We start from the raw sequence: 23,947 nt of genomic DNA, 5'->3' as shown, positions 1-23,947 counted from the left end.
AGCTTCAACGGGGGTTGTGCTACACTCCGCGGCCCACGTGACGCAGGTCATGGTGACCGGCGGGAACCCACTTCCGATACGACCCGTTGTCAATGCCGCGTGAGCTGCCTCTCCAGGCTTCCGGGGGCGCCGTGAGGGCATCCGACGCCACCCTCGGGACCAAGCCCCGAATCGCCTTCGAAACGCTCTCCTGAGCACGCACTCGGGGCTGTTGAGCCCCCGAACGGCCGAAGAGTCCCCAGCGGACCCCCCACCTGCACCGAATTCCTTGTGAAGAACTTCACGAACTTTCCCGCCGGGCCGCCACGGCACGGCGTGTCACGGGCCGCTCTTCACGCTCACCCGACGTCTCACCTGCTCATCCGAGGCCGCCGGCCGGAGTCCGGCGGCGTCTCTAGGCGATGGACCAGGCGATCCCGTCGAGGATGTCGTGCTCGCTCACCACGACCTCCGTCGCGCCCACTCGCTCCATGATCGACTGGAGGACGAGGGCACCGGCGCCGATGACGTCGACGCGGCCGGGGTGCATGGAGGGGATCGCGGCCCGCTCGGCGTGGGTCGAGCGCAGCAGCCACTCGGTGATCTCCCGGACCCGGGCGTAGGGGATGCGGGAGTGGTGGATGGCCGCGGAGTCGTACTCCGGCAGGTCCTGGTGGATGGCGGCGAGGGTGGTGACGGAGCCGGCGAGACCGACCAGGGTGTGCGCCTCGCGCAGCGGTACGGTCTCCTCCGCGAGGTCGAGGGCACGCTCGATGTCGGCCCGCATGGAGGCGGTCTCGGCCTCGGTGGGCGGGTCGCTGACGTGCCCCTCGCGCACGAGATGCCGCTCGGTCATCCGCACGCACCCGACGTCCACGGACCGCGCGGCCCGCACGTGCTCGTCGCCCACGACGAACTCCGTCGAACCGCCGCCGATGTCCACGACCAGGAACGGCTTGGCGAGGTCGTCGCGTCCCGTCAGCTCCTTCGTCGCGCCCGTGAAGGAGAACTCGGCCTCCTGGTCGCCGCTGATGACCTCCGGCTCGACGCCGAGGATGTCCAGCACGCCGCGCACGAACTCGTCCCGGTTCTCGGCGTCACGGGACGCGGACGTGGCCACGAACCGCAGCCGCTCCGCGCCGTACTCCTTGATGACCGCCGCGTACTCCCGGCAGGCCGCGAACGTCCGTGCCAGCGCCTCGGGCGCGAGCCGCCCCGTCCGGTCCACCCCCTGCCCCAGCCGCACGATCACCATCCGCCGGTCCAGATCGACGAGCTCCCCCGTCTCGGGGTTCGCGTCGGCGACGAGCAGCCGGATGGAGTTGGTACCGCAATCGATGGCGGCGACGCGGGTCATGGCGGTGGGTTCCTTCTCTGTTCGTGACTTCTCGGCCGACCGAGTCGGGTGGGGGATGGTCGGAGGCCTCGGGGGTCCAGGGGGCCGGAGCCCCCTGGGGGATCGTCACTCGCCGGTGACCACGCAGGCGCCCTTGGCCCACCACTCGGGCAGCATGGCGATCGCCTCGTCGCCGAGCGGGTTGACGCCCGGTCCCGCCGCCAGCGAGTGGGCCACCAGGACGTGCAGGCACTTCACCCGGTCCGGCATACCGCCGGCGCTGGGGAACCCGGTGAGCTCCTCGATCTCGTCCCGGCGCCGGATGTAGTCCTCGTGCGCGGCCCGGTACGCCGCCGCCAGCTCCGGATCGCTCTCCAGCCGCGCCGTCATCTCCTTCATCACGCCGTTGGCCTCAAGGGTGCCGATCGCCGAGGCGGCCTTGGGGCACGTCAGGTAGTACAGCGTCGGGAACGGCGTCCCGTCCGGCAGCCGCGGCGCGGTCTCCACGACGTCCGGCTGCCCGCACGGGCACCGGTGCGCGATCGCCCGCAGGCCGCGCGGCGGCCGCCCGAGCTGCTGCTTGAAGGCCTCGACGTCCGCGTCGGTCGGCTCGGTACGCGGAGTGGAGGGAGGAGCCGTTTCCATGCCTGTCTTTCTGCTCTGCTGCACAACTGCTGTGTTGTCCTGCTGCTCACCGGTCGGACGCGTCGGACTTGTCGACGCCGTCCCAGACGTTCGCGTACCAGGGCCGGTCGGCCGCCCCGAGGTAGGCGTGCGCCCGCTTGACGGCACCGGGGTCGATCACGACGTACCCCGTCTCCCCCGGCATCACGAAGTGCAGCCGCTCCCGGATCTGCTGCTCGGCGTACGCGTCGTCCTGCCACCGCGCCTTGAGGTCCCGCAGCTGCTCGACCCGCTGCCGGGCCTGCTGCCGCTGGCGTTCGAGGTCGGAGATCTCGGCGCGCTGGGAGACGTACTGCCGCATCGGGTAGGCGAGCGCCACGACCATCGTGCACAGCACGATCGCGAGCAGCGCGGCGCGGCCGGTGAGCCGGGAGCGGCGGGCCTGGCGCCGGGTCTGGGAGCGGTAGACCCGGGCAGCCGTCTGCTCGCCGAGCAGCTTGAGCCTGGTCGCGGTGGAGAACCGGTCCCGGTCCTTCACGGCCATGTCCCCGCCTCCCTGGTCGCCCTGATACGTGCGTACGTCCCCGGACACGGTACGGGACCGGGTACGGGGACGTACGTGCGACTGGCTAGGCCTTACCCTCTACGGGCCGTACGGGCTCAGCCCTTGAAGCGGGGGAACGCGCTGCGGCCCGCGTACACCGCCGCGTCGTCGAGGATCTCCTCGATGCGCAGCAGCTGGTTGTACTTGGCGACGCGCTCGGAGCGGGCCGGGGCGCCGGTCTTGATCTGGCCGCAGTTGGTGGCGACGGCGAGGTCGGCGATGGTGACGTCCTCGGTCTCGCCGGAGCGGTGCGACATCATGCACTTGAAGCCGTTGCGCTGGGCGAGCTCGACGGCGTCCAGGGTCTCGGTCAGGGAACCGATCTGGTTCACCTTCACCAGCAGGGCGTTGGCGGTGCCCTCCTCGATGCCGCGGGCGAGGCGCTCCGGGTTGGTGACGAACAGGTCGTCGCCGACGATCTGGACCTTGTCGCCGAGCTTGTCGGTGAGGACCTTCCAGCCGGCCCAGTCGTCCTCGAACAGCGGGTCCTCGATGGAGACCAGCGGGTAGGCGGCGACGAGCTCCTCGTAGTACTCGGTCATCTCGGCGGCCGAGCGGGACTTGCCCTCGAACTCGTACTTGCCGTCCTTGTAGAACTCGGACGCGGCGACGTCGAGCGCGAGCGCGATCTGCTCACCGGGGACGTAACCGGCCTGCTTGATGGCCTCCAGGATGAGGTCCAGCGCGGCGCGGTTGGACTCCAGGTTCGGGGCGAAGCCGCCCTCGTCGCCGAGGCCGGTGGCCAGGCCCTTGCCCTTCAGGACCTTCTTGAGGGTGTGGTAGACCTCGGCACCCCAGCGCAGCGCCTCGGAGAAGGACTCCGCGCCGATCGGGGCGATCATGAACTCCTGGATGTCGACGTTGGAGTCCGCGTGCGAGCCGCCGTTGAGGATGTTCATCATCGGCACCGGCAGCAGGTGCGCGTTCGGGCCGCCCAGGTAGCGGAAGAGGGGGAGGTCGGAGGCCTCGGAGGCGGCGTGCGCGACGGCGAGGGAGACGCCGAGGATGGCGTTGGCGCCGAGCGAGCCCTTGTTGTCGGTGGCGTCCAGGTCGAACATGGCCTGGTCGATCAGGCGCTGCTCGGTGGCGTCGTAGCCGACCAGCTCCGGGCCGATCTGCTCGATGACGGCGAGGACGGCCTTCTCGACGCCCTTGCCCTGGTAGCGGTTGGGGTCGCCGTCACGGAGCTCGATGGCCTCGAAGGCACCGGTGGAGGCGCCGGACGGGACGGCGGCACGACCCGTGCTGCCGTCGTCGAGGCCGACCTCGACCTCGACCGTGGGGTTGCCTCGGGAGTCCAGGATTTCCCGGGCTACGACGACGTCGATGGACGGCACGAGCATCTCCTTCTTGGGATGTGACGCTGGTTGTGCGGGGCGCACGCGGGCCTCGTCGGCCCTTGCTCAGCCTTGCGACTAGAGCCTAACCGTCCCGGGCCCGTCGGCCGGCACGACCGACCGGCCCGTGGACACACAGACGGTACTCATTGTTCACGCGCGGAACAAAGGGGGGCCGGGTGAAGAACGGAAGAAGAGCGGACCAAGAAGGGGGCGGCAGGGCGGCGGCAAAGAGAAACCCGCCCCGGTGCGTACGGGGGGAGACGCACCGGAGCGGGGGTTTGCGGGGGGGCGGGGGCGGCCCTCACGCGGTCTCCACTATGGGGACCGCGGCTGTGCGGGAGCTGTGGTCCAGCCGGGCGCCGCTCAGGACCGGCGGACGCTCGGCGCCGCGCCCGTGCCCTTACCTGAGGTGGAGCTGCTGGCCCGGGTAGATGAAGTCGGCGTCGTCGACGATGCCCTTGTTCAGCTTGAACAGCGCCTGCCAGCCGCCCTTGACCTTGTGCTTCGCGGCGATGGAGCTGAGGGTGTCGCCCTTGACGACCTTGTACTCGCCGTCACCCTTCTTGACCTTCTTGCCGGTCGGGGTGGTGACGGTCTTCTTGGCGGCCGGGCGCTCGGCGGAGCGGGAGGCGGCCTGGGAACCGGTCGAGCGGGTGCTGGTGCCGCCGCTCGACGAGCCGGCGGAGCCGCCGGTGTAGGTGGCGCCGGACAGGCCCTTGCCGCAGACCGGCCAGGCGCCCTTGCCCTGGGCGGCGAGGACCTTCTCGGCGATCGCGATCTGCTGTGCCTTGGTGGCCTGGTTGGCCTGCGCGGCGTACTGCGTGCCGCCGTACGCGGCCCAGGTGGAGGCGGAGAACTGAAGGCCGCCGTAGTAGCCGTTGCCGGTGTTGATGGCCCAGTTGCCGCCCGACTCGCACTGCGCGACGGCGTCCCATTCGGAGGCGGTGGCGGCGGAGGCGCTGCCGGCCGCCATCAGCGGGGCGGCCACGGCGACGCCGGTGACACCGGCGACAGCGATGGCGCGGACGGCCTTGGACGGACGACGGTGCTTGCCCTTGCCGGAGAACAGCATGGATCGATCCCCTCACCGACGCCTGCGAGGTGAGCTGTCGGGTTCGGGCCGGTTGAGTTGCCCGGCCGCACACCCGTGTGTCGGTGCGCGGCTTCACCCCGAGCCGGATCGGCAGCCTCGACTACCGGTCCCGGCACTTACCTTGGGTCCCCCGCTCCTGCCTACGGCGCTTGACGCGACGACTGTTCCCGGACGGCCGCTGGCAGGACTCGGCGTTGCGACAGCCGGGGCTCGTGGTGACGAGCGGTCTTGACCGTAAACAGGGCATCCGGCGAATTTCAAAGATGATCAGGGCTTCTGAGACTCATCCCACACTTTCACCAAACCGGACATTAACCACGAAGCGGGGCGTCAACTCCCGCTACTTTTCGTCCGATTCGCTGCCGAGTTTCAGGGTCTGACCGGGGGCGATGGCGTTCGGGTCGGTACCGATGTCGGCCTTGTTCGCGGCGTAGAGCGCGCGCCACCCGCCGTCGAGGTCAAGGGAGTCGGCGATGGAGGCGAGGGTGTCGCCCTCGCGGACGGTGTAGGTACCACTGTCGCGGGAGGCGTGACGACCGGCGGAGGTGGCGCTCTGACCATTTGTCACGTTTTCGTCCGCCGAGCCGCCGCGGTGCTTGCCGCCACTACTGACGGCTCCCGTGTCGACCAGACTCCAAGAGCCTCCGGTCTGCCACGAATTGTCCGAGTCATCGGCCTCGGGAGTGACGGGATTCCCGCTCGCCTTCGAGGTGCCGGATCCGGAGTCGGAGTCGGAGGATTCCGACTTGTCCGTCTTGGTGGATTTGCTGGGAGTGCCCGCCTTGGAGTCCCCGCCCGCGCTCACACTCGGAGAAGGAGTGGCGGATTGACTCCCCGAGTCCGCGGCGCCCGAGGAGGAGCCGGAACCTGAACCGGACGACGAGGAGGACGAGGAGGACGAATCCGACAGCCCGGAGGACGAGTCCGACGAGCCGGAGGAACCGGACGAACCATCCGACCCGCCGAGTCCCGTGTCGACGTTCACCGAGGCGTCGGCGGAGGAGAGCCCGGCGAGCAGGGCGCAGGTCCGCCAGGGCTTGGTGCCCTGGTCGGCGAGTATCTTCTCGGCGACCGCGATCTGCTGCGAACGGCTCGCCTGGTCCGGCGTCGCGGCGTAGTCCGTGCCCCCGTACTTCGCCCAGTCGTCCAGGGACATCTGGAGGCCGCCGTAGTAGCCGTTGCCGCTGTCGGCGCTCCAGGAGCCGCCGCTCTCGCACTCGGCCACCTGGTCCCAGGTGGAGCCGTCGGCCGCGTGGGCGCTCACCGCGCCGAGGAGCGGGATGGCGATGGCGGAGCCGGTCACCCCGGCCGCGACGAGGAGGGCCGGAGCCTGACGGGGGCGACGGTGACGACCGTTCCCGGAGAGCATGCGGAAACCTTTCGAGCGACAGTGGTGACCGGCGCGGCGGGTCCCGCAGGGCGCCGCGCTGATGCGGTGAACGTATCGGCAGACGATCACTCGTCACAAGTTAATGCCGCGCAGATCACGTGAAGATCACAGAGTTGAGCGCTAATCAACTTTTGCCTGCGCGGGCCGGTACGGGCTCCGGCACCGCTCAGCGGTCGACGGGTGTGAACTCCACGGGGAGCGTGCGCAGTCCGCGCATGATGAGGCCGCCGCGCCACCGCAACTCGCTCTCGTCCACCGCGAGTCGCAGATCGGGAAGGCGGGTGAGCAGGCCGGCGAGCGCGGTCTGCCCCTCCAGGCGGGCGAGCGGGGCGCCGAGGCAGTAGTGGATGCCGTGTCCGTATCCGAGGTGCTGGTTGTCGCGCCGTGCGAGGTCGAGGGTGTCCGGCTCGGCGAACCGCTGCGGGTCCCGGTCCGCCGCGGCCAGGACGACCAGGACCGGATCGCCGGGCGCGATGTGCTGCCCGCCGATGGTGACCGGCTCGGTGGCGAACCGCCAGGTGGCCACCTCCACCGGCCCGTCGTAGCGCAGCAGTTCCTCGACACCGGTCTCCAGCAGCCCGCGCTCGCCGGCGGCGAGGGAGTCCCGCAGCCGGACGCGCTGCTCGGGGTGGGTGAGCAGGGCGTACGTCCCGTTCCCGATCAGGTTGACGGTCGTCTCGAACCCGGCGAACAACAGGATGAACGCCATGGCCGCGGCCTCGTTCTCGGTGAGGTGCTCACCGTGGTCCGAGGCCCGGATGAGGCCGGAGATGAGGTCCTCGCCGGGACCGGCCTCCGCGGGCAGCGCCTCCCGCTTCCGGTGGATCAGCTCGGCCAGATACCCGCGCATCTTCTTCACGGACCGCGCGACCCCGCCCCGCGGCCCTCCCCCCTGCCCTGCCTTCGTATGCCGCAGCATCATTCCCGCCCAGTCCCGGAAGTCGTCCTGGTCCTCGGGCGGGACGCCGAGCAGGTCGCAGATGGCGTAGATGGGGAGCGGAAAGGCGAACTCGTGGATGAGGTCGGCCTCGCCGCGCTCCGCGAACCCGTCGATGAGCCGGTCGGTCAGCTCCCGCACCCGCGGCGCGAACTCGGCCACCCGGCGCGGTGTGAACGCCTTGCTCACCAGCCGCCGCAGCCGGGTGTGGTCCGGCGGATCGATGTTCAGCAGGTGCGTCATCAACTCCGCCTTGCGCTCCCCGGGGATGCCGGTCTTCCCCTTGGCGTGCGCGGGCTCGTCGTGATGCGCCGGGTTCTTGGAGAGCCTCGGGTCGGCGAGCGCCTGCTTGGCGTCGGTGTAACGGGTGACCAGCCAGGCTTCCACCCCGCTGGGGAGAGTGGCCCGGTGGACGGGGGCGTTGTCACGGAGCCAGGCGTAGGCGGGATAGGGGTCCGTCGCGAACTCCCAGGTGAAGAGTTCGGGCGCGGCGGAGGTCACTTCTCCACCCCCTCCGTCGCCCGCACCGCGTCACGGTAGGACCGGGCCGCCGCGCGCAGTGCCGCCTCGGGGTCGACGCCCTCCGCCTCCGCGTGGACCGCCAGCGCGAGCAGTTCGTAGCCGATGCCCTGCGCCTGCGGCAGCGGCACGTCCAGCCCCGCCGTGCGCACCCGTGAGGCCAGCTTCGCCGCCAGGGCGAGACCCGGCTGCGCGAGGGGCACCCCGTCCGTCACCGACTCGCGCTGCTTCTCTATCGCCTTGGTCCGCAGCCAGTGTTCCTTGACCTCCTCCGGGGTCGAGGCGGTCTCGTCGCCGAAGACGTGCGGGTGGCGGTGGACGAGCTTCGCGACGATGCCTCCCGCCACGTCGTCGATCGAGAAGGGGGCGTCCGGGTCCTCCTCCGCGATCCGGGCGTGGAAGACGACCTGGAGGAGCACGTCGCCCAGTTCCTCGCGCAGTTCGTCGCGGTCGCCGGCCTCGATCGCCTCGACGAGTTCGTACGCCTCCTCGATGGCGTACTTGGCCAGGCCCTCGTGGGTCTTCAGGGAGGACCAGGGGCACTCGGCGCGGATCCGGTCCATGACCTGGACGAGGTCGAGGAGGCGGGCGCCGGGCAGGTCGTAGGAGGCGGGGAGCAGCTCCAGCTCGGGCATCCGCACGCGGCCGGAGCCGGCGAGGCGGGCCAGGCCGTCCGTGAGGGCGGGCTCACCCTCGCCCGTCGCCACGACCACCACCGTCCGGCCGCCGGCGCAGGCGTCGACCAGCTCCTCCGCGGTGGGGGCCGCCTCGTCCACGGCCGTCCCGGCCTCCCGCAGATACGGCAGCTGCGGATGCGCGCCGTCCGCGCACAGCACGCGGTCCGCCGCGCGCAGCGCCTGCCAGGCGGGCCAGGACAGCAGGCCGGGAGCGACCCGGTGGCTGGTGGTGAGCAGGACGATCCGGCCGGCGTCGGACCGGTCGGGCTGGTCGGGCTGGTCGGACCGGGAGGCCGGAGCGGGTTCCGGGGTGGCGGGTTCGGGCCTGGTGGTGTTCACGCTCCGAACGTAACGCACCGCCGCTGCCGACCTCGCGGTTTGTCCACAGGGCGGGGGCGATCACGTGATCGTATGACCACCGCGGAGGTGACTCGCCCCGGCGGCCCACCCCAGCGGCCCACCCCGCGCGGCCCGTCCTACGCCGACACCTGCGTCCCGCCCGAGGTGACCTCCCGTACCCACGGCGTCTTGGCGTCCACCCGGCTGCTCTTCTGGACGTCCCAGGCGCCGTAGCGCGGGTTGAGGTCGACGTGGAGTTCGTTGGAGGCGGTGGCCAGGGCCTTCCAGAAGGCCGGCTGCGAGGTGTCGGTGCCGAGCGCCTGGGCGAGCTTCTTGGCCTCCACCTGGAAGCGGAGGTTGTCGTCCAGGCGCTCGGGGGCGATGCCGTACTTCTGTAGCCAGGCGGTCTGTAGCGCCGCGGAGCCGCCGGCCTGCTGTTCGAGGCCGGAGCGCATCTCCTCGACCTCCTTGCGGGTGACGCCGACGCCCGCGTCCTGGGCGGCCCGGTGCAGCACCCGGTCGAGGACCATGTTGTACAGGGTGTCCCGGGTGAGGCTGCTGGTGGAGGCGAGGACCTGCTGGTACTGCGTCTCGTCCGGCACCGCGGCGCGCTGGGCCCGGCGCACCTCGTTCACGCGGTTCTCCAGCTGCGAGACGGTGATCCGCTGGCCGCCCACGACGGCCGCCGCGCCCGGGTGCGCGTCGCTTCCGCAGGCGGTCAGGAAGGGAGCCGCGGCGGCGATCGCGGCGGAGAGGACGAGCGCGGTGCGACGGCGGCGGTGCAAGGATGCCTCCCGAGGAGATTGTGCGACGGTGCACAAAGTCTTGCGGTGATCGATGGTAGGCAGTGGGCAAGCTCTGGCCAACCCATTCGACCAACGATTCACACGCGTATCCGGCACCGCCGCACCACCCTCCGGAAGGGTTTGCGGCACGGATCGCGCTCAGCCCGTGATCGCCACCGGGGCGTCCCAGGCGTCGCGGTCCACGGTGATCGTGTAACCGCCGCGCGTCTCCTTGCTGTTCACCAGGTACTGGTGGGCCCGGCTGTGCCCGGTGAACTGGGTCGAGCCGAACGGCCAGTCCGCGGTCGTGGTGTTCTGCTTGTCCCACAGCGCGTACCAGAGGTTGCCCGGCAGGTCCGTCTTGTCCGTGGCGTTCGCGATCGCCTTGGCGCTGGAACTGGTGAAGCCGTAGAGGCCCGCGCGGTACGTCTTCGCGCGCAGTTCCTTGTCGAAGGCGCGGACATACGTCAGCACGGCGTTGTTGCACGACGTGTTCGTCGTGTCGTACGCCTCCATGTCGAGGTAGATCGGGCTGCCGGCCTTCATCCCGAGCGCGGCGGCCTTGGACACGGCGTCGTCCGCCTCGGTCTTGCCCACGGAGGCGGCGGTGGCGGCGCTGATCTTCACGGAGCCGCCGGATCCACAGGGCGGCTGGGAGCCGACGTACAGCGGGACGAGCTTCCAGCCCACCGCTGAGACCGACTTGACCCAGGAGGCGGTGAGGTTGGGCTGGGCGCAGCCGCGGTTCCTGCCGCCGATGTAGACGGCGGCGGCGCCGTAGAAGCCGGTGTTCCAGGCCTTCATCGCGGCGAGGGAGGGCGCGGCGCAGGTGTCGAAGGCGCGGCCGGTGAACGTCTTCTGGGCGGGCCAGGCGGTGGCCGCCATGGAGGTCTGCGCGGCGATCCCGGCCCCGGCGACCACGGCGGCGCCCGCGACGCCCCAGGTGACGTATCTGCGCTTCTTCGACTGCCGATGGCTGGACATCCCCGAACCCCACCCCTGTGTCATTGCTGTGCGGCAACTTGTACGAAAAGTAGGTGCAGTATGCACGGCGCGGGAACTAGCCGCGCATCTGCCCCAGCCACTGCAACGTGCGCCGGACCTCGGCGGCCATCGGGTGCCCGGGCCCGTGCAGCCGCTCCACGTCCATCAGCAGCCGTGCCAGCGTGTCGTGCGCGGCGGGCCGGTCGCCGAGGGCGAGCAGCAGATGTCCGATCCGGCGGCGCACGTCGTGCGCGAGCTGCGGATCGCCGGCCACGTACTGGTTCTCGTAGTACGGCAGCAGCGCACGGTACTCCGCGAGCGCTGCCGCCGGTTCGCCGAGCTGTTCCAGGCACTGGGCGGTCTCATAACGGAAGCGCAGCGCCTGGGGGTCGGCCTGGCCCGCCTCGGCGGCGCGTTCGTCGGCGAGCCGGCGCAGTTCGGGCAGCGCGCGGCGGTACTGCCCGTCGTCCATCAGCGTGGCCGCGTACTGCTTGCGCAGGGTCCGTACGACCGTGGAACGCTCGCCGTGCCGGTCGGCGGCGACGGGCAGGATCGCGCCCAGGATGTCGACGGCCTGGGTGATGCGGCCCTCCCCGAGCAGCCGCTTGACCTCGTCGACGGCCGCGGCGACATCTGGTTTGTCGGGTACCGCGGCCACGGGGGCGGCCGGCTGGGGCGCGGGGGTCCGCGCCCGGTCCGGCCAGGGGGCGTGCGGGCGCAGGAAGGGGCGGGTGGGGTCCAGGGGCGCCCCGGAGGGCGTCCCGCGCGCGGGCAGAAGCGACGACAGGTTCTCGTAGACCTCCTGCGCGGACGCCGGGCGGTGCTGCGGGTCCTTGGCGAGCAGGCGCAGCACGAGGCTCTCCAGCGGCTCCGGGACCTCGGGGCGGATCCGGCGCACGGGCAGCGGCGGCTCGTACAGGTGCCGGTGCAGCACGCCCAGCGCAGTGGAGCCCGCGAACGGGACCTCCCCGCTGAGCAGTTCGTGCAGCAGTACGCCGAGCGCGTACAGGTCGGTGTACGGGCCGACCGCGCCGCCCATCGCCTGCTCGGGCGCCATGTAGGCGGGCGAGCCGATCGGGGAGCCGGTGTGGGTGAGGCGGGTGGTGTCCGTGTCCATGACGGAGGCCACGCCCAGGTCGAGGACGGTGACCGTGCCGTCCTGCTTCACCATCACGTTGCGCGGCTTGAGGTCGCGGTGGACGATCGGCACGGCGTGCACGGCGCTCAGCACGGCGCACAGCTGCGCGGCCACCGCCACCGCCCACTGCCACGGGTACGGGTCGTGCTCCGCCAGGTGGTCGGAGAGGTCGGCACCGTCCACGTACTGCATGACGAGGAAGAGCTCCTCGCCCTCGCTGCCCGCGTCGTGCACGGTGACCAGCCCGGGGTGGTCGACCTGCGCGGTCACCCGGCACTCCCGCAGGAACCGCCTGCGCAGTTCCTCCGCCTCCGCGCCCGCCACCTTGTCGGGGCGCAGCAGCTTGACCGCCACGCGCCGGTCGAGCCGCTGGTCGTACGCCGTCCACACCTGGCCCATGCCGCCCTGCCCGATGAGCGTGGACAGCTCGTAGCGGCCGGCGACGACACGCCCTGTCGCCACGGTCACCTTCCGCCCTCGTAGTCGCCCTCGTAGTCGCCCTCGCGGTGCCCGTCGTGCTTGCGCAGATAGTCACTGAGCTCGTCGAGTTCGGCGCGCACCTGCTCGATCCGGGCGGGCGCCGGGCGCTGCGGCGGCGCGGGTATCGGAGCCTGCGAGAGCGGCGGCCCGGGCATCGGGGGAACGGTGTGCGGGGGCGGGGTGTGCGGGGGCTGCGCGCCCAGGGGAGTCGTCCCCGTGATGTACGGCGCGGCGGGGGGCGGGTAGCCGTACGTCTGCGCCGCGTACGCCTCGCGCTGCCGCTGGAAGTGGCGTACGTCGGCCACGAGGTAGTAGATGACGGTGGCCAGGAGCGTGCCGAACAGCAGGGTGATGCCCAGGTAGCCGCCGGCGGTGTGCACGTCGTCGCCGGGTTCGCTGCCCAGCAGCACGATGCTGAGGACGTCGGACGCCGCCACCGCCACCAGCAGGCCCCAGTCCACCGACCTGCGGGTCACGGCGGCCAGCCGCAGCATCATCACCCACGTCAGGAAGCCGGCGCTGAACACGCCTGTCGCCACGAACACCACGCGCAACAAGACCAGTACGGCGGAGTGCGGCGGCCGCCGCACCGGCTGCGCATGGCCCTGGCCTTGCATGATCGCTCCTATGTGCCTGGAAAGGGCGTACCCGAAACGGACGTACGTGCCCGGCGCGGTCCGCCCGCGGACGGCACCGGTCGTGCGATGGTCGGTTCGAGCATATGGCCCGGCACGGACAACCGGTTCGGGTTGTACCGAACCGTTGTCGGACCGACTGCCGGCACACACCGGTCAGGGATCGACCGGTCAGGGATCGGCCGGTCAGGGATCGGCCGGTCAGGGATCGGCCGGTCAGGGATCAGCCGGTCAGGGATCAGTCGGGCGCGACGGTCCCGTCGGTGAGGCCGTCGTACATCCCGCGCACGAGGTGCTCCCCGAGCCGGCTCGCGTGGCGCAGCGCCCGCTCGAACTCGTCGAGCGCGTGGAAGCGCGCGCCGTAGCGCCGTTGTTCCTCCAGCGGCAGCCGGGGCAGCTGAAGCCGACGCACGTCCAGCCGGGTCGCCGTGGAGGCATAGCTGCTGGCCTGCCGGTTGTTGGCGGTACCGCGCAGGAAGCCGGCGAGGAACCACGGGTCGAGGGCCGTGCGATCGGGGCGCAGCAGCACGAGGTTGCGCCCCAGGGCGGCGCCCGCCGTCGCGGCGTCGATCACCCGCGCCACCGAGCCCCCGCCGAGGACCGGTACGACGACATCGCCCGGCTCGGTCAGCACGGCCTCCTCCTCACTCTCCGGAAGAGAGCCCGAGGGCGGCGCCGCGGCGAGGACGTCGTGGTCGGTGAGCACGGGCACGCGCGCGTGGCCGCCGTTCCCTCCGGTGCGCAGCATCAGCGCGCCCCCGCGCGCGAGTTCACCGACGGTGGTGAGCGGCCAGCGCACGGGCGGCGCCTGGTCGGCCGGCGGCGGAGTGAGGTCGACGGTCAGGCGCAGGGTCTCGCCGAGCCGTTCACGGACCGCCGTGAGCTGTTCCGCGCCGTCGGCCGCGGCGGCCGGGGGCAGATGGCGGGCGGGGGCGAGGTCCACGTCGTCGTCGAGGAGTTCGATGACCGGCACCGATCGGGCCAGCCCCGGCCGTTCCACCGGCCCCTCCTCGCGCTCTGCGGCCCGCCAGGCGTCCAGGACGGCGTCCCGTACCGCCGTCCAGTCCGGACCGCCCCGCCCTTCCCCGGCGAACCTCCCGGTGTCCACCAGGAGCACCTCGGGCGTGGCCGGCGTCCGGTCGGGCCGGCGCAGCACCCACAGGTGCAGCGGGACGCTGTGCGGCGGCGCCGCCCCGGCCGGCAGCGCGACGAGTGCCCTGAGCGCGCCCCGGCGCAGCAGGTCGGCCCGGATCCGGCGCCCGGAACGGCGGGACGCGACGGCCGGCGGCATCAGCAGGACCGCGGTACCGCCGTCGGCGAGCCGGGCCAGGGCGTGCTGCACCCAGGCCAGTTCCGACTCGGTGCGCGCGGGAAAGCCGTACTCCCAGCGTGCGTCGTACGCCAGCTCGTCGTGACCCCAGTTGCGCTCGTTGAACGGCGGGTGGCACAGCACCGCGTCGGCGCGCAGCTCCGGGTAGGCGTCGGCGCGCAGGGTGTCGCCGGCGGCGCCGTGCACCCGGGCCCGGGAGTGCAGCGCGAGCCGCAGTGCGGTGAGCGCGGCGAGATCGGGGGCGCTGTCCTGGGCGTAGAGCTCCTGGCCGGGGCGGACGTCGACGGCCCGCAGCAGGGCGCCGGTTCCGCAGGCCGGGTCCAGCACGGTGCGGGCGGGGCCTGCCAGGTCGGCCATGAGACCGGCGAGTTCGGACGGGGTGAGCGTGTACTGGCGGGGGTTGGCGTCCAGGTGCCTGCCCAGCAGGAACTCGAAGGCCTGCCGGGCCCCGGCCTCGGCGGCCAGTTCGGCGACGCCGCGCAGGAGCGGGACGGAGGGGAGGAGCTGGGGGCCGGTGGGGGTGTTCACAGCCTCCGCGCCGGTGGGAGTGTTCACACCCTCCGCGCCGCCAGACCTGTTCACAGCCTCGGCGGCGGTCGCGGGGCGGCCGTTGTGAACTGCGCGCTCCGCCGCCCCGCCGAGGCGCGCGGTCAGCACCTCTTCCAGCGCGCCGGGCAGCATCGCGGCCAGGCGCTCGTCCGAGCCGGCGCTCACGTGGAGCCAGTCAGTGGGGCGCTCGTGGATCAGCAGGAGCGCGCAGCCGGCGTGTACCAGGGCTGTCAGCGCGCCGTCGGGGTGCCCGGCGAGGTGCTGCCAGACCCGCTCGCGCAGCGGGACCTCGGCGAGTTTGCCCTGCTTGCGCAGCCAGGACTCGACCTCGGCGAGCGCGAACGACGGACTGGTCTCGGTACCGCCGACCGGCTTGGGGAAGTCGGCGTGCCGACGGCGCCAGTTGCTGACGGCGGCACGGCCCACCCCGGCCAGCCGGGCGATGCCGGCCGCGGTCACCTCTGTGGCGTTGTCCTGCACGCGGCCTCGCTCCCGTCGTCCCATGTGTGCACCGAGGATACCGGTGTACACAAGATCTGTCGCTTCACGGACGTGTATGCCAGACCCTACGCTACTCGTGTTGACTCGGTTCACAGCCTCTGGTCTTATTGACTCATCGCTTCGCCCACCACCGAAGGACCCCTGATGCGTCTCCCGTCCCGTGCCGTGATGCTGATAGCCGTCGCCGCCCTCCCGCTGGCCCTGACCGCCTGCTCCACCGGATCCACCGGATCCACCACTGACTCCGGTACCGGCGCGAGCGCCAAACCGGCCAAGACGAAGGACCCCGACTCCGGCCTGCTCACGGGCACCCAGTTGAAGAAGGCGCTGGCGCCCGCCTCGGCCTTCCCGGCCGGGCTCACCCTTGAGTCGGACGGTGCCGCGGACAGCGGCGGCCAGTTCCTCTCACCGACCGGCAGGAAGACGGGGAAGCCGGACTGCACCCGGCTGGAGACCACGTCCTGGATCCAGGTGTCCGGCTACAAGGGCGGGGTGTCGTTCGCACAGAACGGCTACGCGAACAAGACCGAGGAAGTGGACCAGGAGATAGACGCCTTCCAGGGCACCACGGCGGCCGCCGTGATGAAGGCGCTGCGCGACGTGGCCGCCGAGTGCGCCACGTACACGGACACCGACGCCCACGCCAAGGTGAAGCTCACCGGAACAGCCACGGCCGGGCTCGGCGACGAGGCCTACACGATGACGCTGACAAGCGGCTACTGGGAGAACGGCACCACGCTGATCGCGGCGCGTTCCGGCAGCTCCGTGGTCACCGTGCTGTCCACGGCGGGCAGCGACAACGGCGCCGCGTCCGCGAAGAAGGTGACGGCGACGGTCCTGTCGGCGCTGAAGAAGTAGCTGCGGAAGCCCCCCACCACCGTTCCGTCCCGTTCCCCTGAAGGATGCCGATGCGCCTGACGTCCCGCGCCGCCGACCGGACGGCCGCCGGGGAAACCGCCGTACGAGAGCGGGGCGTACGAGAACGGGGCGTACGAGAGCGGGGCGTGCCCGGAGCGCCGCTGCGTGCCGCGCTCGTTCTCGGCCTGCTCCTCGGGTTCTACGTGCTGGCCCTGCTCGTCCTCGTCGCGCTCGCGGTCCTGGACGTCTTCCTGGCCCGGGGCCCGGGCTTCACGGTCATGGCCGTCGAGGGCTACCTCGGCTCGCTGGCGATCGCCTGGTGCGTGGTGCGGGTCGTCCTGCTCACCCGCGGCACCGGGGGCGGGCAGGACGAGGTGCCCGGCGTGTCACTGACGCCGCGTGAGCAGCCGGAGCTGTGGCGGTGCGTGCGGGTCCTCGCCGAGCGGGTGGGCACTCGGCCGCCCACGGAGATCCGGGTGATCCCGGGGGCCAACGCCATGGTGCGGGAGGACGCCCGGTGGCTCGGGCTGATCGCGGGCGAGCGGCGGCTCCACCTCGGCGCGGCGCTGCTGATCGGCCTGCCGGAGGACGAACTGCACGCCGTGCTCGGGCACGAACTGGGCCACTACGCGCACGACGACACCCGGCTGGGCGGCCTGCTCTGGGCGCTGCACGGCAGGCTGCTGCACACCGCGCACACCCTGCGGCAGCGGGCCGCGCGTGAGGAGGCCGAGGAGAAGGCGCGGGCCGCCGCGCGGGCCGCACGGCGCCGCGCGGCCGGCAAGCCGCCACCGCTGAAGCGGGAGCCGACGCGGGGCCCGGACCACTACCTGGCCCTCGTCTTCTCGGCGTACGCACGGCTGTGTCTGCGCCTGACCGAGGCCGTCAGCCGCCGGCAGGAGTACGCGGCCGACCTGGTGGCCGCCAGGGTCGCCGGACGGGACACCACGGTCGCCGCGCTGCGCCGCATCCCCGCGCTCGAAGCCGCCGACGACTTCTATCTGCGCGAGTACGCCCTGCTGGGCCGCGAGGCCGGCCTGCTGCCCCCGGAAGGGCAGTTCCACGGCGGGCTCGCCCACCTGCTCGCGGACCCCGCACGCCGCGCCGAACTGGAGGCGTGGGCCCGCGAACCGCTCCCCGAGGCGATCCCCGAGGAGAGCTCTCCGTACGACAGCCACCCACCCACGGCCGACCGCGTCGCGGCCCTGGAGGCGCTCCCCGAGCTCCCCGGACTCAACGAACTTCCCGGACTTCCCGGACTTCCCGGGCTCCCCGGCGACGGACGCACCCCCACGCGCCCCCGGCGCCCCGCCCTCGCGCTGCTCAGGGAGCCGGACCGCCTCCTCGCCGGACTGGAACGAGCCGTACTGGCCCCGGAGACGCTGTCCTGGCGGCGGGTGCCCTGGGCCGAACTGCCCGCGCGGGCCCGGCGCGAGAGCTGGGCGCGGGAAGTGGAGCCGCTGCTGGAGGCCATGACCCAGGTGGCCGGCGCGCGAGGCGTCACCCTGTACGAAGTGACATACCTCGGCCGCCTCCTGGAACTGGTCGACCACGGCCTGCTGTACGACATCGCGGACCGGCTGCCCAGGTCGGAGCAGGCCGGCCAGAGAAGCGGGCGCGCGGCACGCGAGTTCGCCAGGACGGCCTTCCGTTCGGCCCTGCGCCCGCTCGCCCTGCTCACCGCGCTGGACACCGGGCTGTGCCGGTGGGAGCTGTGCTGGTCCGGGCCCGCGGTGCGGGTGGTGGCACCCGAGCGGTTCGCCGAGGCGCTGGAGCGGGCCCTGGACCACGCGGTCGCCGAGCCGCCCGGTACGGCCCCTCTGCGGGCACTGCTGTCCGGCGGCGGCCCCGCGCCGACAGCCCCTCCGACAGTCCGTCCGACAGTCCGTCCGACGACCCCTTCGGCAACCTTTTCACCCGAATCGTCAGCCGCCTCGTCAGCCGTCTCCTCCGACGGCCTCTACCCGAAAGACCAGGTATGAACGTCCTGATCGACATAGCCGGTGCCGGCGCCCTCGCCTACGCGGCCGTCACCGTCCCGCGCAACGCCCGCAAGGCGCGTGCGCTCAGGGCGGAGGCGAAGGCCAAGGCGCCGGTCAACATCGACCCCGCCCAGTACGGGCTGGTGCCCGCCGCTCAGCTCGACAAGCGTTTCGCGGGCCCCGATCCCGAGGCGGACGCGGTCGCGGCGGCCGCCCTCGCCGGTGACTGGCGGCGGGCCGCCGCCTACCTGGCCGGGGCGGGCCGGGACTGGGACCTGCGGTGGTACCGGCTCGGCATCCTCACCCACGCGGCCGCCGAGGACGACGCCTGGCTCAAGGCGTGGCGGACCGAGTACCCCGGCGACCCGGCCGCCGCCCTGGTGCACGCCGACGCGCTGGTCGTGCTCGCGCACAACGTGCGCGGCGCGAAGCAGGCGAAGCACACCACGGCGGAGCAGTTCGAGGGGTTCCACCGGCTGCTGGCCGAGTCGCTGCCCGCCTGCCAGGAGGCCGCCTGGATGGCGCCCGAGGACCCCTGTCCGTGGATCGCGCAGATCTCCATCGCGCTGGGACTCGGCTGGTCGCACGACGACTTCCGGGCCCTGTGGGCCGAGATCACCGCACGCGACCCGCACCACTTCGGAGCGCACATGAGTGCCCTGCAGTACTGGTGCGCCAAGTGGCGGGGTTCGCACGACCTGATGTACGCGTTCGCCGAGCAGGCCGCGGTCTCGGCGCCACAGGGCAGCCTGCTGCCCGTACTGCGCCTGGAAGCACTGATGGAGCACGCGTTCAGGGAGCCGAAGGCGCCCGTGTACAACCAGCCGTTCGTGCAGGCGGCCGTGGACGCCACCCTGGACGCGGTGGACCGGGTGCCGGCCGGGCACCACCGGCTGCCGACGGTGCGGCACCTGCTGGCGGACACCCTGTTCCAGACCAAGCGGTACGCGGAGGCCGTCGAGCAGTTCCGGGCGGTCGGCGGGTACATCGGCAGCGCGCCGTGGACGTACTCCGCCAACCCGGTCAAGGCGTTCGTCTTCGCCCGCACCAACACCTTCGTGGCCTGGGAGAAGGCGGGCTGCCCGGCGCCTCCACCGCGTGGCCACGCCATGGGGCGGTGACGCACGCGGCGCGGTCGGGCGGGTTCAGCGCGCCTTGAAGCGGGACGGCGCGTTGGTCGGGTTGCCGCCCGAGGGGAGTTTCTGCCCGGGACAGGTGGTGAGGACCTTCTTCATCACGGCCTTCTCGGCGGCGGTGACCCACAGGCCGTACTTCTTCTTCACGGCGACCTGCGCGGCGACGTAGGTGCAGCGGTAGGACTTGTCGGGCGGCAGCCAGGTGGCGGTGTCGCCGTCGCCCTTGCCGCGGTTGGCGCCGGCGTCGACGGCGAGGAGGTTGAGCGGGTCGTTGGCCAGGGCTATGCGCTTGCCGGCGTCCCAGTACTTGGCGCCCTTCTGCCAGGCGTCCGAGAGGGCGACGAGGTGGTCGATGTCGACCAGGCTGCGGCCGCGCCGGTAGGTGACCACCTTGCCGGAGTAGGGGTCCGGCTCCAGCACGCCGTAGGAGACCTTGCAGTCACCGTCGGTGTACCTCACGTCCTTCAGGTCACGCTTGAGTATATCGTCCCGGGTGTCGCAGGAGTTGGAGTCGGTGTCCGCCCACGCGGAGCCGAACTTGGCCCGGGAGTAACCGGTCTTCGGCGCCCGGCCCTTGACGGTGAGCGAGTCGGCGGCGGTCAGGGCCGCTCCCCCGCCACCCGTGCCCGGGGCTCCCGACGCCCCCTTGTCCTGAAGGTCCTTGCAGCCGGCCACGGCGAAGATCACGACGACAGCCATGACCGCCCCGCCCCTCAGACGCGCCACGTACGCCCCTCCTCCTTGCCCCGATCCGCCTCCGCGCAGGCGGATCTCCGCTGGTCTCACGGTAACTGCCGGACGTTCACGCCAGACGGCGCACAATGCGGGCACGACGCGCAACTCACCCTTGCCGCCGTCCGGTTGACGCCGGGCTGAAGCCCGATCGGCATGCCGCCGCGCCCGCTCACGCCTCACCGAGTCCGGATGCCCCGGACGACACGGTTCACGCCCTGCCCGCCGGCGAACGCCGTCCGGTCCCGTGGCCGGGCAGCGGCTGACGGCCGCTGTTCCCCGTCTCGGTCAGCGGCCGTCAGGGGCCGTCAGCAGCCTCAGGAGCCGAGCAGCCGTCAGGAGCCGTCAGGAGCCGTCAGCAGCAGAGGGGCGTCCGCCACGAGGCCGCGGGGGCCAGGGCGGGTACTTCACGACCCCAGGATCGAGGCGAGGAACTCCCCGACCCAGCCGAGCAGTTCCCGGCCGACCAGCGGCTTGCCGCCCACCTTGGCGGTTTTCGGGCGGGGTACCAGCAGCTGGTGGACGGCCGGCTTGATGACGGTTCCGGGGTACAGGCGCTTGACCCGCAGCTCCTGCGACTCGCGCAACTCCACCGGTGCGAAGCGGATGTTGGTGCCCTGGAGGACGATCTCGCCGACTCCGCAGGCGCGGGCGAGCATCCGCAGCCCGGCGACCAGCAGCAGGTTCTCCACCGGCTCGGGCAACTTGCCGTAGCGGTCGGTGAGTTCCTCGCGGACCGCCCTGATGTCGTCCTCCGAGTTGGCGGAGGCGATGGAACGGTACGCCTGCAGGCGCAGCCGCTCGCCGGGCGCGTAGTCGTGCGGGACGTGCGCGTCGACGGGCAGTTCGATCTTGACTTCGAGCGGCGGCTCCTCCCATCCCGCCGAGGGCTCCCCTGCCTCCAGCTGCCGCCGGTAGTCCGCCACGGCCTCGCCGACCATGCGGACGTACAGGTCGAAGCCGACGCCCGCGATGTGCCCGGACTGCTCGCCGCCGAGCAGGTTGCCGGCGCCGCGGATCTCCAGGTCCTTCATCGCCACGTACATGCCGGCGCCCATCTCGGTGTGCTGGGCGATGGTCGCCAGTCGCTCGTGCGCGGTCTCGGTGAGCGGCTTCTCCGGCGGGTACAGGAAGTAGGCGTACCCGCGCTCGCGGCCGCGGCCGACCCGGCCGCGCAGCTGGTGCAGCTGGGACAGGCCGAAGGTGTCGCCGCGTTCCACGATCAGCGTGTTGGCGTTGGAGATGTCGATGCCGGACTCGACGATCGTGGTCGAGACGAGGACGTCGAACTTCTTCTCCCAGAAGTCGACGACGACCTGTTCGAGGGCCGACTCCGACATCTGGCCGTGGGCCGTCGCGATGCGTGCCTCGGGGACGATCTCACGGAGTCTGGCCGCCGCGCGGTCGATGGACTCCACCCGGTTGTGGATGTAGAAGACCTGGCCCTCGCGCAGCAGTTCGCGGCGGATGGCGGCGCCGATCTGCTTCTCCTCGTACGGCCCGACGAAGGTGAGCACCGGGTGCCGCTCCTCCGGCGGAGTGGTGATCGTGGACATCTCGCGGATGCCGGTGACCGCCATCTCCAGGGTGCGCGGGATCGGGGTGGCGGACATGGTCAGCACGTCGACGTTGGCGCGCAGCTTCTTCAGCTGCTCCTTGTGCTCGACGCCGAAGCGCTGCTCCTCGTCGACGATGACCAGGCCGAGGTCCTTGAACTTGGTTTCCGAGGAGAACAGCCGGTGGGTGCCGATGACGACGTCGACCGCGCCCTCCTTCAGGCCCTCCAGGGTCGCCTTCGCCTCGGTGTCGGTCTGGAACCGGGAGAGCGCCTTCACGCTCACCGGGAACTGCGAGTACCGCTCGGAGAACGTGCCGAAGTGCTGCTGCACCAGCAGGGTGGTGGGGACCAGGACGGCCACCTGCTTGCCGTCCTGGACCGCCTTGAAGGCCGCGCGGACGGCGATCTCCGTCTTGCCGTATCCGACGTCGCCGCAGATCAGGCGGTCCATGGGGACCGACTTCTCCATGTCGTCCTTGACCTCGGCGATGGTGGTCAGCTGGTCGGGGGTCTCCGCGTACGGGAACGCGTCCTCCAGCTCGCGCTGCCAGGGCGTGTCCGTGCCGAACGCGTGCCCGGGGGCGGCCATGCGCGCGCTGTAGAGCTTGATCAGGTCGGCCGCGATCTCCTTGACGGCCTTCTTGGCGCGTGCCTTGGTCTTCGTCCAGTCCGCGCCGCCGAGGCGGTGCAGGGTGGGGGCCTCGCCGCCGACGTACTTGGTGATCTGCTCCAGCTGGTCGGTCGGGATGTACAGCCGGTCGCCGGGCTGGCCGCGTTTGGCGGGGGCGTACTCCACGACCAGGTACTCGCGGGTGGCGCCCTGGACGGTGCGCTGCACCATCTCGATGTAGCGGCCGACGCCGTGCTGCTCGTGGACGATGTAGTCGCCCGACTCCAGGGTGAGCGGGTCGATGGTCTTGCGGCGGCGGGCCGGCATCCGGGCGCCGTCCTTGCCGGCCGCCTTCTGGCCGGACAGGTCGGTCTCGGTGAGGACGGCGAGCCTGAGCGCCGGGTCGACGAAGCCGTAGTCGATCGAGCCGCACGACACGTGCACGACCGAGGGGCTCAGCTCGCCCAGGTCGACGTCCAGGCGGGCGGCGATGCCCTCGCCGCCGAGCACCTCGGCCGTGCGGGAGGCCGGGCCGTGGCCCTCGGTGACGAACACGGTGCGCCAGCCCTCGGCCAGCCAGCCCTTGGTGTCGGCGAGTGCCTTCGCGGTGTCGCCGCGGTAGGTCTCCGTGGCGTGCATGCCCAGCTTGAGGGTGTCGGCCGCGAGTTCCTCGTCGGCGGTGAACGGCGACACCGACCACCACATCATGTCCAGCTCGCGCGCGCGGTCGCGGACGTCCGCGATCGACCACAGGGAGGCCGCGCCGACGTCGATGGGTGCCTCGCCGCCGCCCGCGGTGGCCGCCCAGGACGCCTGGAGGAACTCCTGCGAGGTCGCGACGAGATCGGCGGCACGCGTGCGTACCCGCTCCGGGTCGCACACGACGGCCATGGCGTCCTTGGGCAGCACGTCGAGCAGCAGCTCCATGTCGTCGACCAGGACCGGGGCGAGGGACTCCATGCCCTCGACCGCGATGCCCTCGGCGATCTTGTTCAGCAGCTCGCCGAGCTCCGGGTGCTCCTCGGCGAGGGCACGCGCGCGTGCGCGGACGTCGTCGGTCAGCAGCAGTTCGCGGCAGGGCGGCGCCCACAGGCCGTGCTCGGCGACCTCCAGGGAGCGCTGGTCGGCGACCTTGAAGTAGCGGATCTCCTCGACGTCGTCGCCCCAGAACTCGACGCGCAGCGGGTGTTCCTCGGTCGGCGGGAAGACGTCCAGGATGCCGCCGCGTACGGCGAACTCGCCGCGTTTCTCGACGAGCTCCACGCGCGCGTAGGCGGCCGCGGCGAGGGCCTCCACGACCTCGTTCAGGTCGGCGTTCTGCCCGGTGCGCAGCGCCACCGGCTCCAGGTCGCCGAGGCCCTTGACCTGCGGCTGGAGTACGGAGCGCACGGGTGCGACGACGACGGAGACCGGGCCGGTCTCGGGGTCGTCGGTGCTGGGGTGGGCGAGGCGGCGCAGGACCGCGAGGCGGCGGCCGACGGTGTCGCTGCGGGGGCTGAGGCGCTCGTGCGGGAGCGTCTCCCAGGAGGGGTATTCGGCGACGCCCTCGGAGGGCAGCAGGGTGCGCAGGGCCGAGGCGAGGTCCTCGGCCTCGCGGCCGGTCGCAGTGACGGCGAGGACGGGGCGGCCGGTCTCGCGGGCCAGCGCGGCGACCGCGAAGGGTCGGGCCGCCGGGGGGCCGACCAGGTCGACGTGCATGCGGTTGCCGTCCGCGGCCGCCTTGATCGCTTCCGCGAGGGCGGGGTCCTTGACGACGGCGTCTAGCAGACCGTGCAGGCTCATTCAGGGCGGCTTTCGTCCGGGGGTGGGCAACGCGAAGTGCCCGGCGCGG

At 72.0% G+C, this 23,947-nt stretch carries 18 protein-coding genes and 1 riboswitch; of the genes, 3 read left to right on the top strand and 15 right to left on the bottom strand.

Features of this window, described 5'->3' with window-relative positions; all coding sequences use genetic code 11:
- Positions 1 to 394: 394 nt before the first annotated feature.
- From AB0P24_RS36810 to AB0P24_RS36750, 13 genes are all read right to left on the bottom strand, one after another.
- On the bottom strand, positions 395 to 1,336 hold the full coding sequence (locus tag AB0P24_RS36810; protein WP_365801779.1) for a Ppx/GppA phosphatase family protein: 942 nt from the start codon (positions 1,334 to 1,336) through the stop codon (positions 395 to 397).
- 105 nt (positions 1,337 to 1,441) lie between these two features.
- Positions 1,442 to 1,960, bottom strand: coding sequence for a DUF501 domain-containing protein (locus tag AB0P24_RS36805; protein ID WP_181803871.1), 519 nt, complete (start codon positions 1,958 to 1,960; stop codon positions 1,442 to 1,444).
- Between the two features lie 46 nt (positions 1,961 to 2,006).
- Positions 2,007 to 2,483, bottom strand: coding sequence for a septum formation initiator family protein (locus AB0P24_RS36800; RefSeq protein ID WP_365801777.1), 477 nt, complete (start codon positions 2,481 to 2,483; stop codon positions 2,007 to 2,009).
- 116 nt (positions 2,484 to 2,599) lie between these two features.
- A complete protein-coding gene (eno, locus tag AB0P24_RS36795; RefSeq protein ID WP_133045929.1) occupies positions 2,600 to 3,886 on the bottom strand; it encodes a phosphopyruvate hydratase in 1,287 nt (428 codons plus the stop codon).
- 397 nt (positions 3,887 to 4,283) lie between these two features.
- Entirely contained in the window at positions 4,284 to 4,955 is a 672-nt protein-coding gene (locus AB0P24_RS36790) for a transglycosylase family protein (protein WP_365801775.1), read from the bottom strand.
- 4 nt (positions 4,956 to 4,959) lie between these two features.
- Positions 4,960 to 5,134, bottom strand: a riboswitch (cyclic di-AMP (ydaO/yuaA leader).
- 182 nt (positions 5,135 to 5,316) lie between these two features.
- The gene (locus AB0P24_RS36785; protein ID WP_365801773.1) at positions 5,317 to 6,345 is read right to left on the bottom strand and encodes a transglycosylase family protein; all 1,029 of its coding nucleotides are present in this window, start codon (positions 6,343 to 6,345) and stop codon (positions 5,317 to 5,319) included.
- 187 nt (positions 6,346 to 6,532) lie between these two features.
- A complete protein-coding gene (locus AB0P24_RS36780) occupies positions 6,533 to 7,804 on the bottom strand; it encodes a cytochrome P450 (RefSeq protein WP_365801772.1) in 1,272 nt (423 codons plus the stop codon).
- Entirely contained in the window at positions 7,801 to 8,838 is a 1,038-nt protein-coding gene (locus tag AB0P24_RS36775) for a nucleoside triphosphate pyrophosphohydrolase (protein WP_365801770.1), read from the bottom strand. The genes AB0P24_RS36780 and AB0P24_RS36775 overlap by 4 nt, the downstream gene beginning before the upstream one ends.
- A gap of 137 nt (positions 8,839 to 8,975) precedes the next feature.
- Positions 8,976 to 9,623, bottom strand: a complete 648-nt coding sequence (locus AB0P24_RS36770; protein WP_365801768.1) for a SurA N-terminal domain-containing protein — start codon at positions 9,621 to 9,623, stop codon at positions 8,976 to 8,978.
- Between the two features lie 159 nt (positions 9,624 to 9,782).
- Positions 9,783 to 10,607, bottom strand: a complete 825-nt coding sequence (locus AB0P24_RS36765; protein WP_365801766.1) for a glycoside hydrolase domain-containing protein — start codon at positions 10,605 to 10,607, stop codon at positions 9,783 to 9,785.
- A 76-nt stretch (positions 10,608 to 10,683) separates the two neighbouring features.
- Positions 10,684 to 12,171, bottom strand: a complete 1,488-nt coding sequence (locus AB0P24_RS36760; protein WP_365801809.1) for a protein kinase — start codon at positions 12,169 to 12,171, stop codon at positions 10,684 to 10,686.
- A gap of 38 nt (positions 12,172 to 12,209) precedes the next feature.
- Positions 12,210 to 12,842: a hypothetical protein gene (locus tag AB0P24_RS36755; RefSeq protein ID WP_365801764.1), complete on the bottom strand. Its 633-nt coding sequence runs from the start codon at positions 12,840 to 12,842 to the stop codon at positions 12,210 to 12,212.
- 256 nt (positions 12,843 to 13,098) lie between these two features.
- Entirely contained in the window at positions 13,099 to 15,219 is a 2,121-nt protein-coding gene (locus AB0P24_RS36750; RefSeq protein WP_365801762.1) for an N-6 DNA methylase, read from the bottom strand.
- Between the two features lie 165 nt (positions 15,220 to 15,384).
- Here AB0P24_RS36750 and AB0P24_RS36745 point away from each other — a divergent pair, with 165 nt between their 5' ends.
- From AB0P24_RS36745 to AB0P24_RS36735, 3 genes are read left to right on the top strand one after another with little or no spacing between them, the layout of a single operon-like run.
- On the top strand, positions 15,385 to 16,098 hold the full coding sequence (locus AB0P24_RS36745; protein ID WP_365801760.1) for a hypothetical protein: 714 nt from the start codon (positions 15,385 to 15,387) through the stop codon (positions 16,096 to 16,098).
- Between the two features lie 50 nt (positions 16,099 to 16,148).
- Positions 16,149 to 18,080, top strand: a complete 1,932-nt coding sequence (locus tag AB0P24_RS36740) for a M48 family metalloprotease (RefSeq protein WP_365801758.1) — start codon at positions 16,149 to 16,151, stop codon at positions 18,078 to 18,080.
- Positions 18,077 to 19,201 carry a hypothetical protein gene (locus tag AB0P24_RS36735; protein ID WP_365801756.1) on the top strand — a complete coding sequence of 375 codons (1,125 nt, stop codon included), beginning with the start codon at positions 18,077 to 18,079 and terminating at the stop codon, positions 19,199 to 19,201. Before AB0P24_RS36740 ends, AB0P24_RS36735 begins: the two co-directional genes overlap by 4 nt.
- A gap of 24 nt (positions 19,202 to 19,225) precedes the next feature.
- Here the strand turns inward: AB0P24_RS36735 and AB0P24_RS36730 are convergent, their stop codons facing one another.
- A complete protein-coding gene (locus tag AB0P24_RS36730) occupies positions 19,226 to 19,942 on the bottom strand; it encodes an HNH endonuclease family protein (protein WP_365801754.1) in 717 nt (238 codons plus the stop codon).
- Between the two features lie 413 nt (positions 19,943 to 20,355).
- Positions 20,356 to 23,898 carry a transcription-repair coupling factor gene (gene mfd, locus AB0P24_RS36725; RefSeq protein WP_365801752.1) on the bottom strand — a complete coding sequence of 1,181 codons (3,543 nt, stop codon included), beginning with the start codon at positions 23,896 to 23,898 and terminating at the stop codon, positions 20,356 to 20,358.
- Between the last annotated feature and the right edge of the window lie 49 nt (positions 23,899 to 23,947).

It is taken from the genome of Streptomyces sp. NPDC086519, assembly GCF_040686075.1.
GTDB classification, from domain to species: domain Bacteria; phylum Actinomycetota; class Actinomycetes; order Streptomycetales; family Streptomycetaceae; genus Streptomyces; species Streptomyces shenzhenensis.
This window is presented reverse-complemented; position numbering and strand designations above follow the sequence as displayed.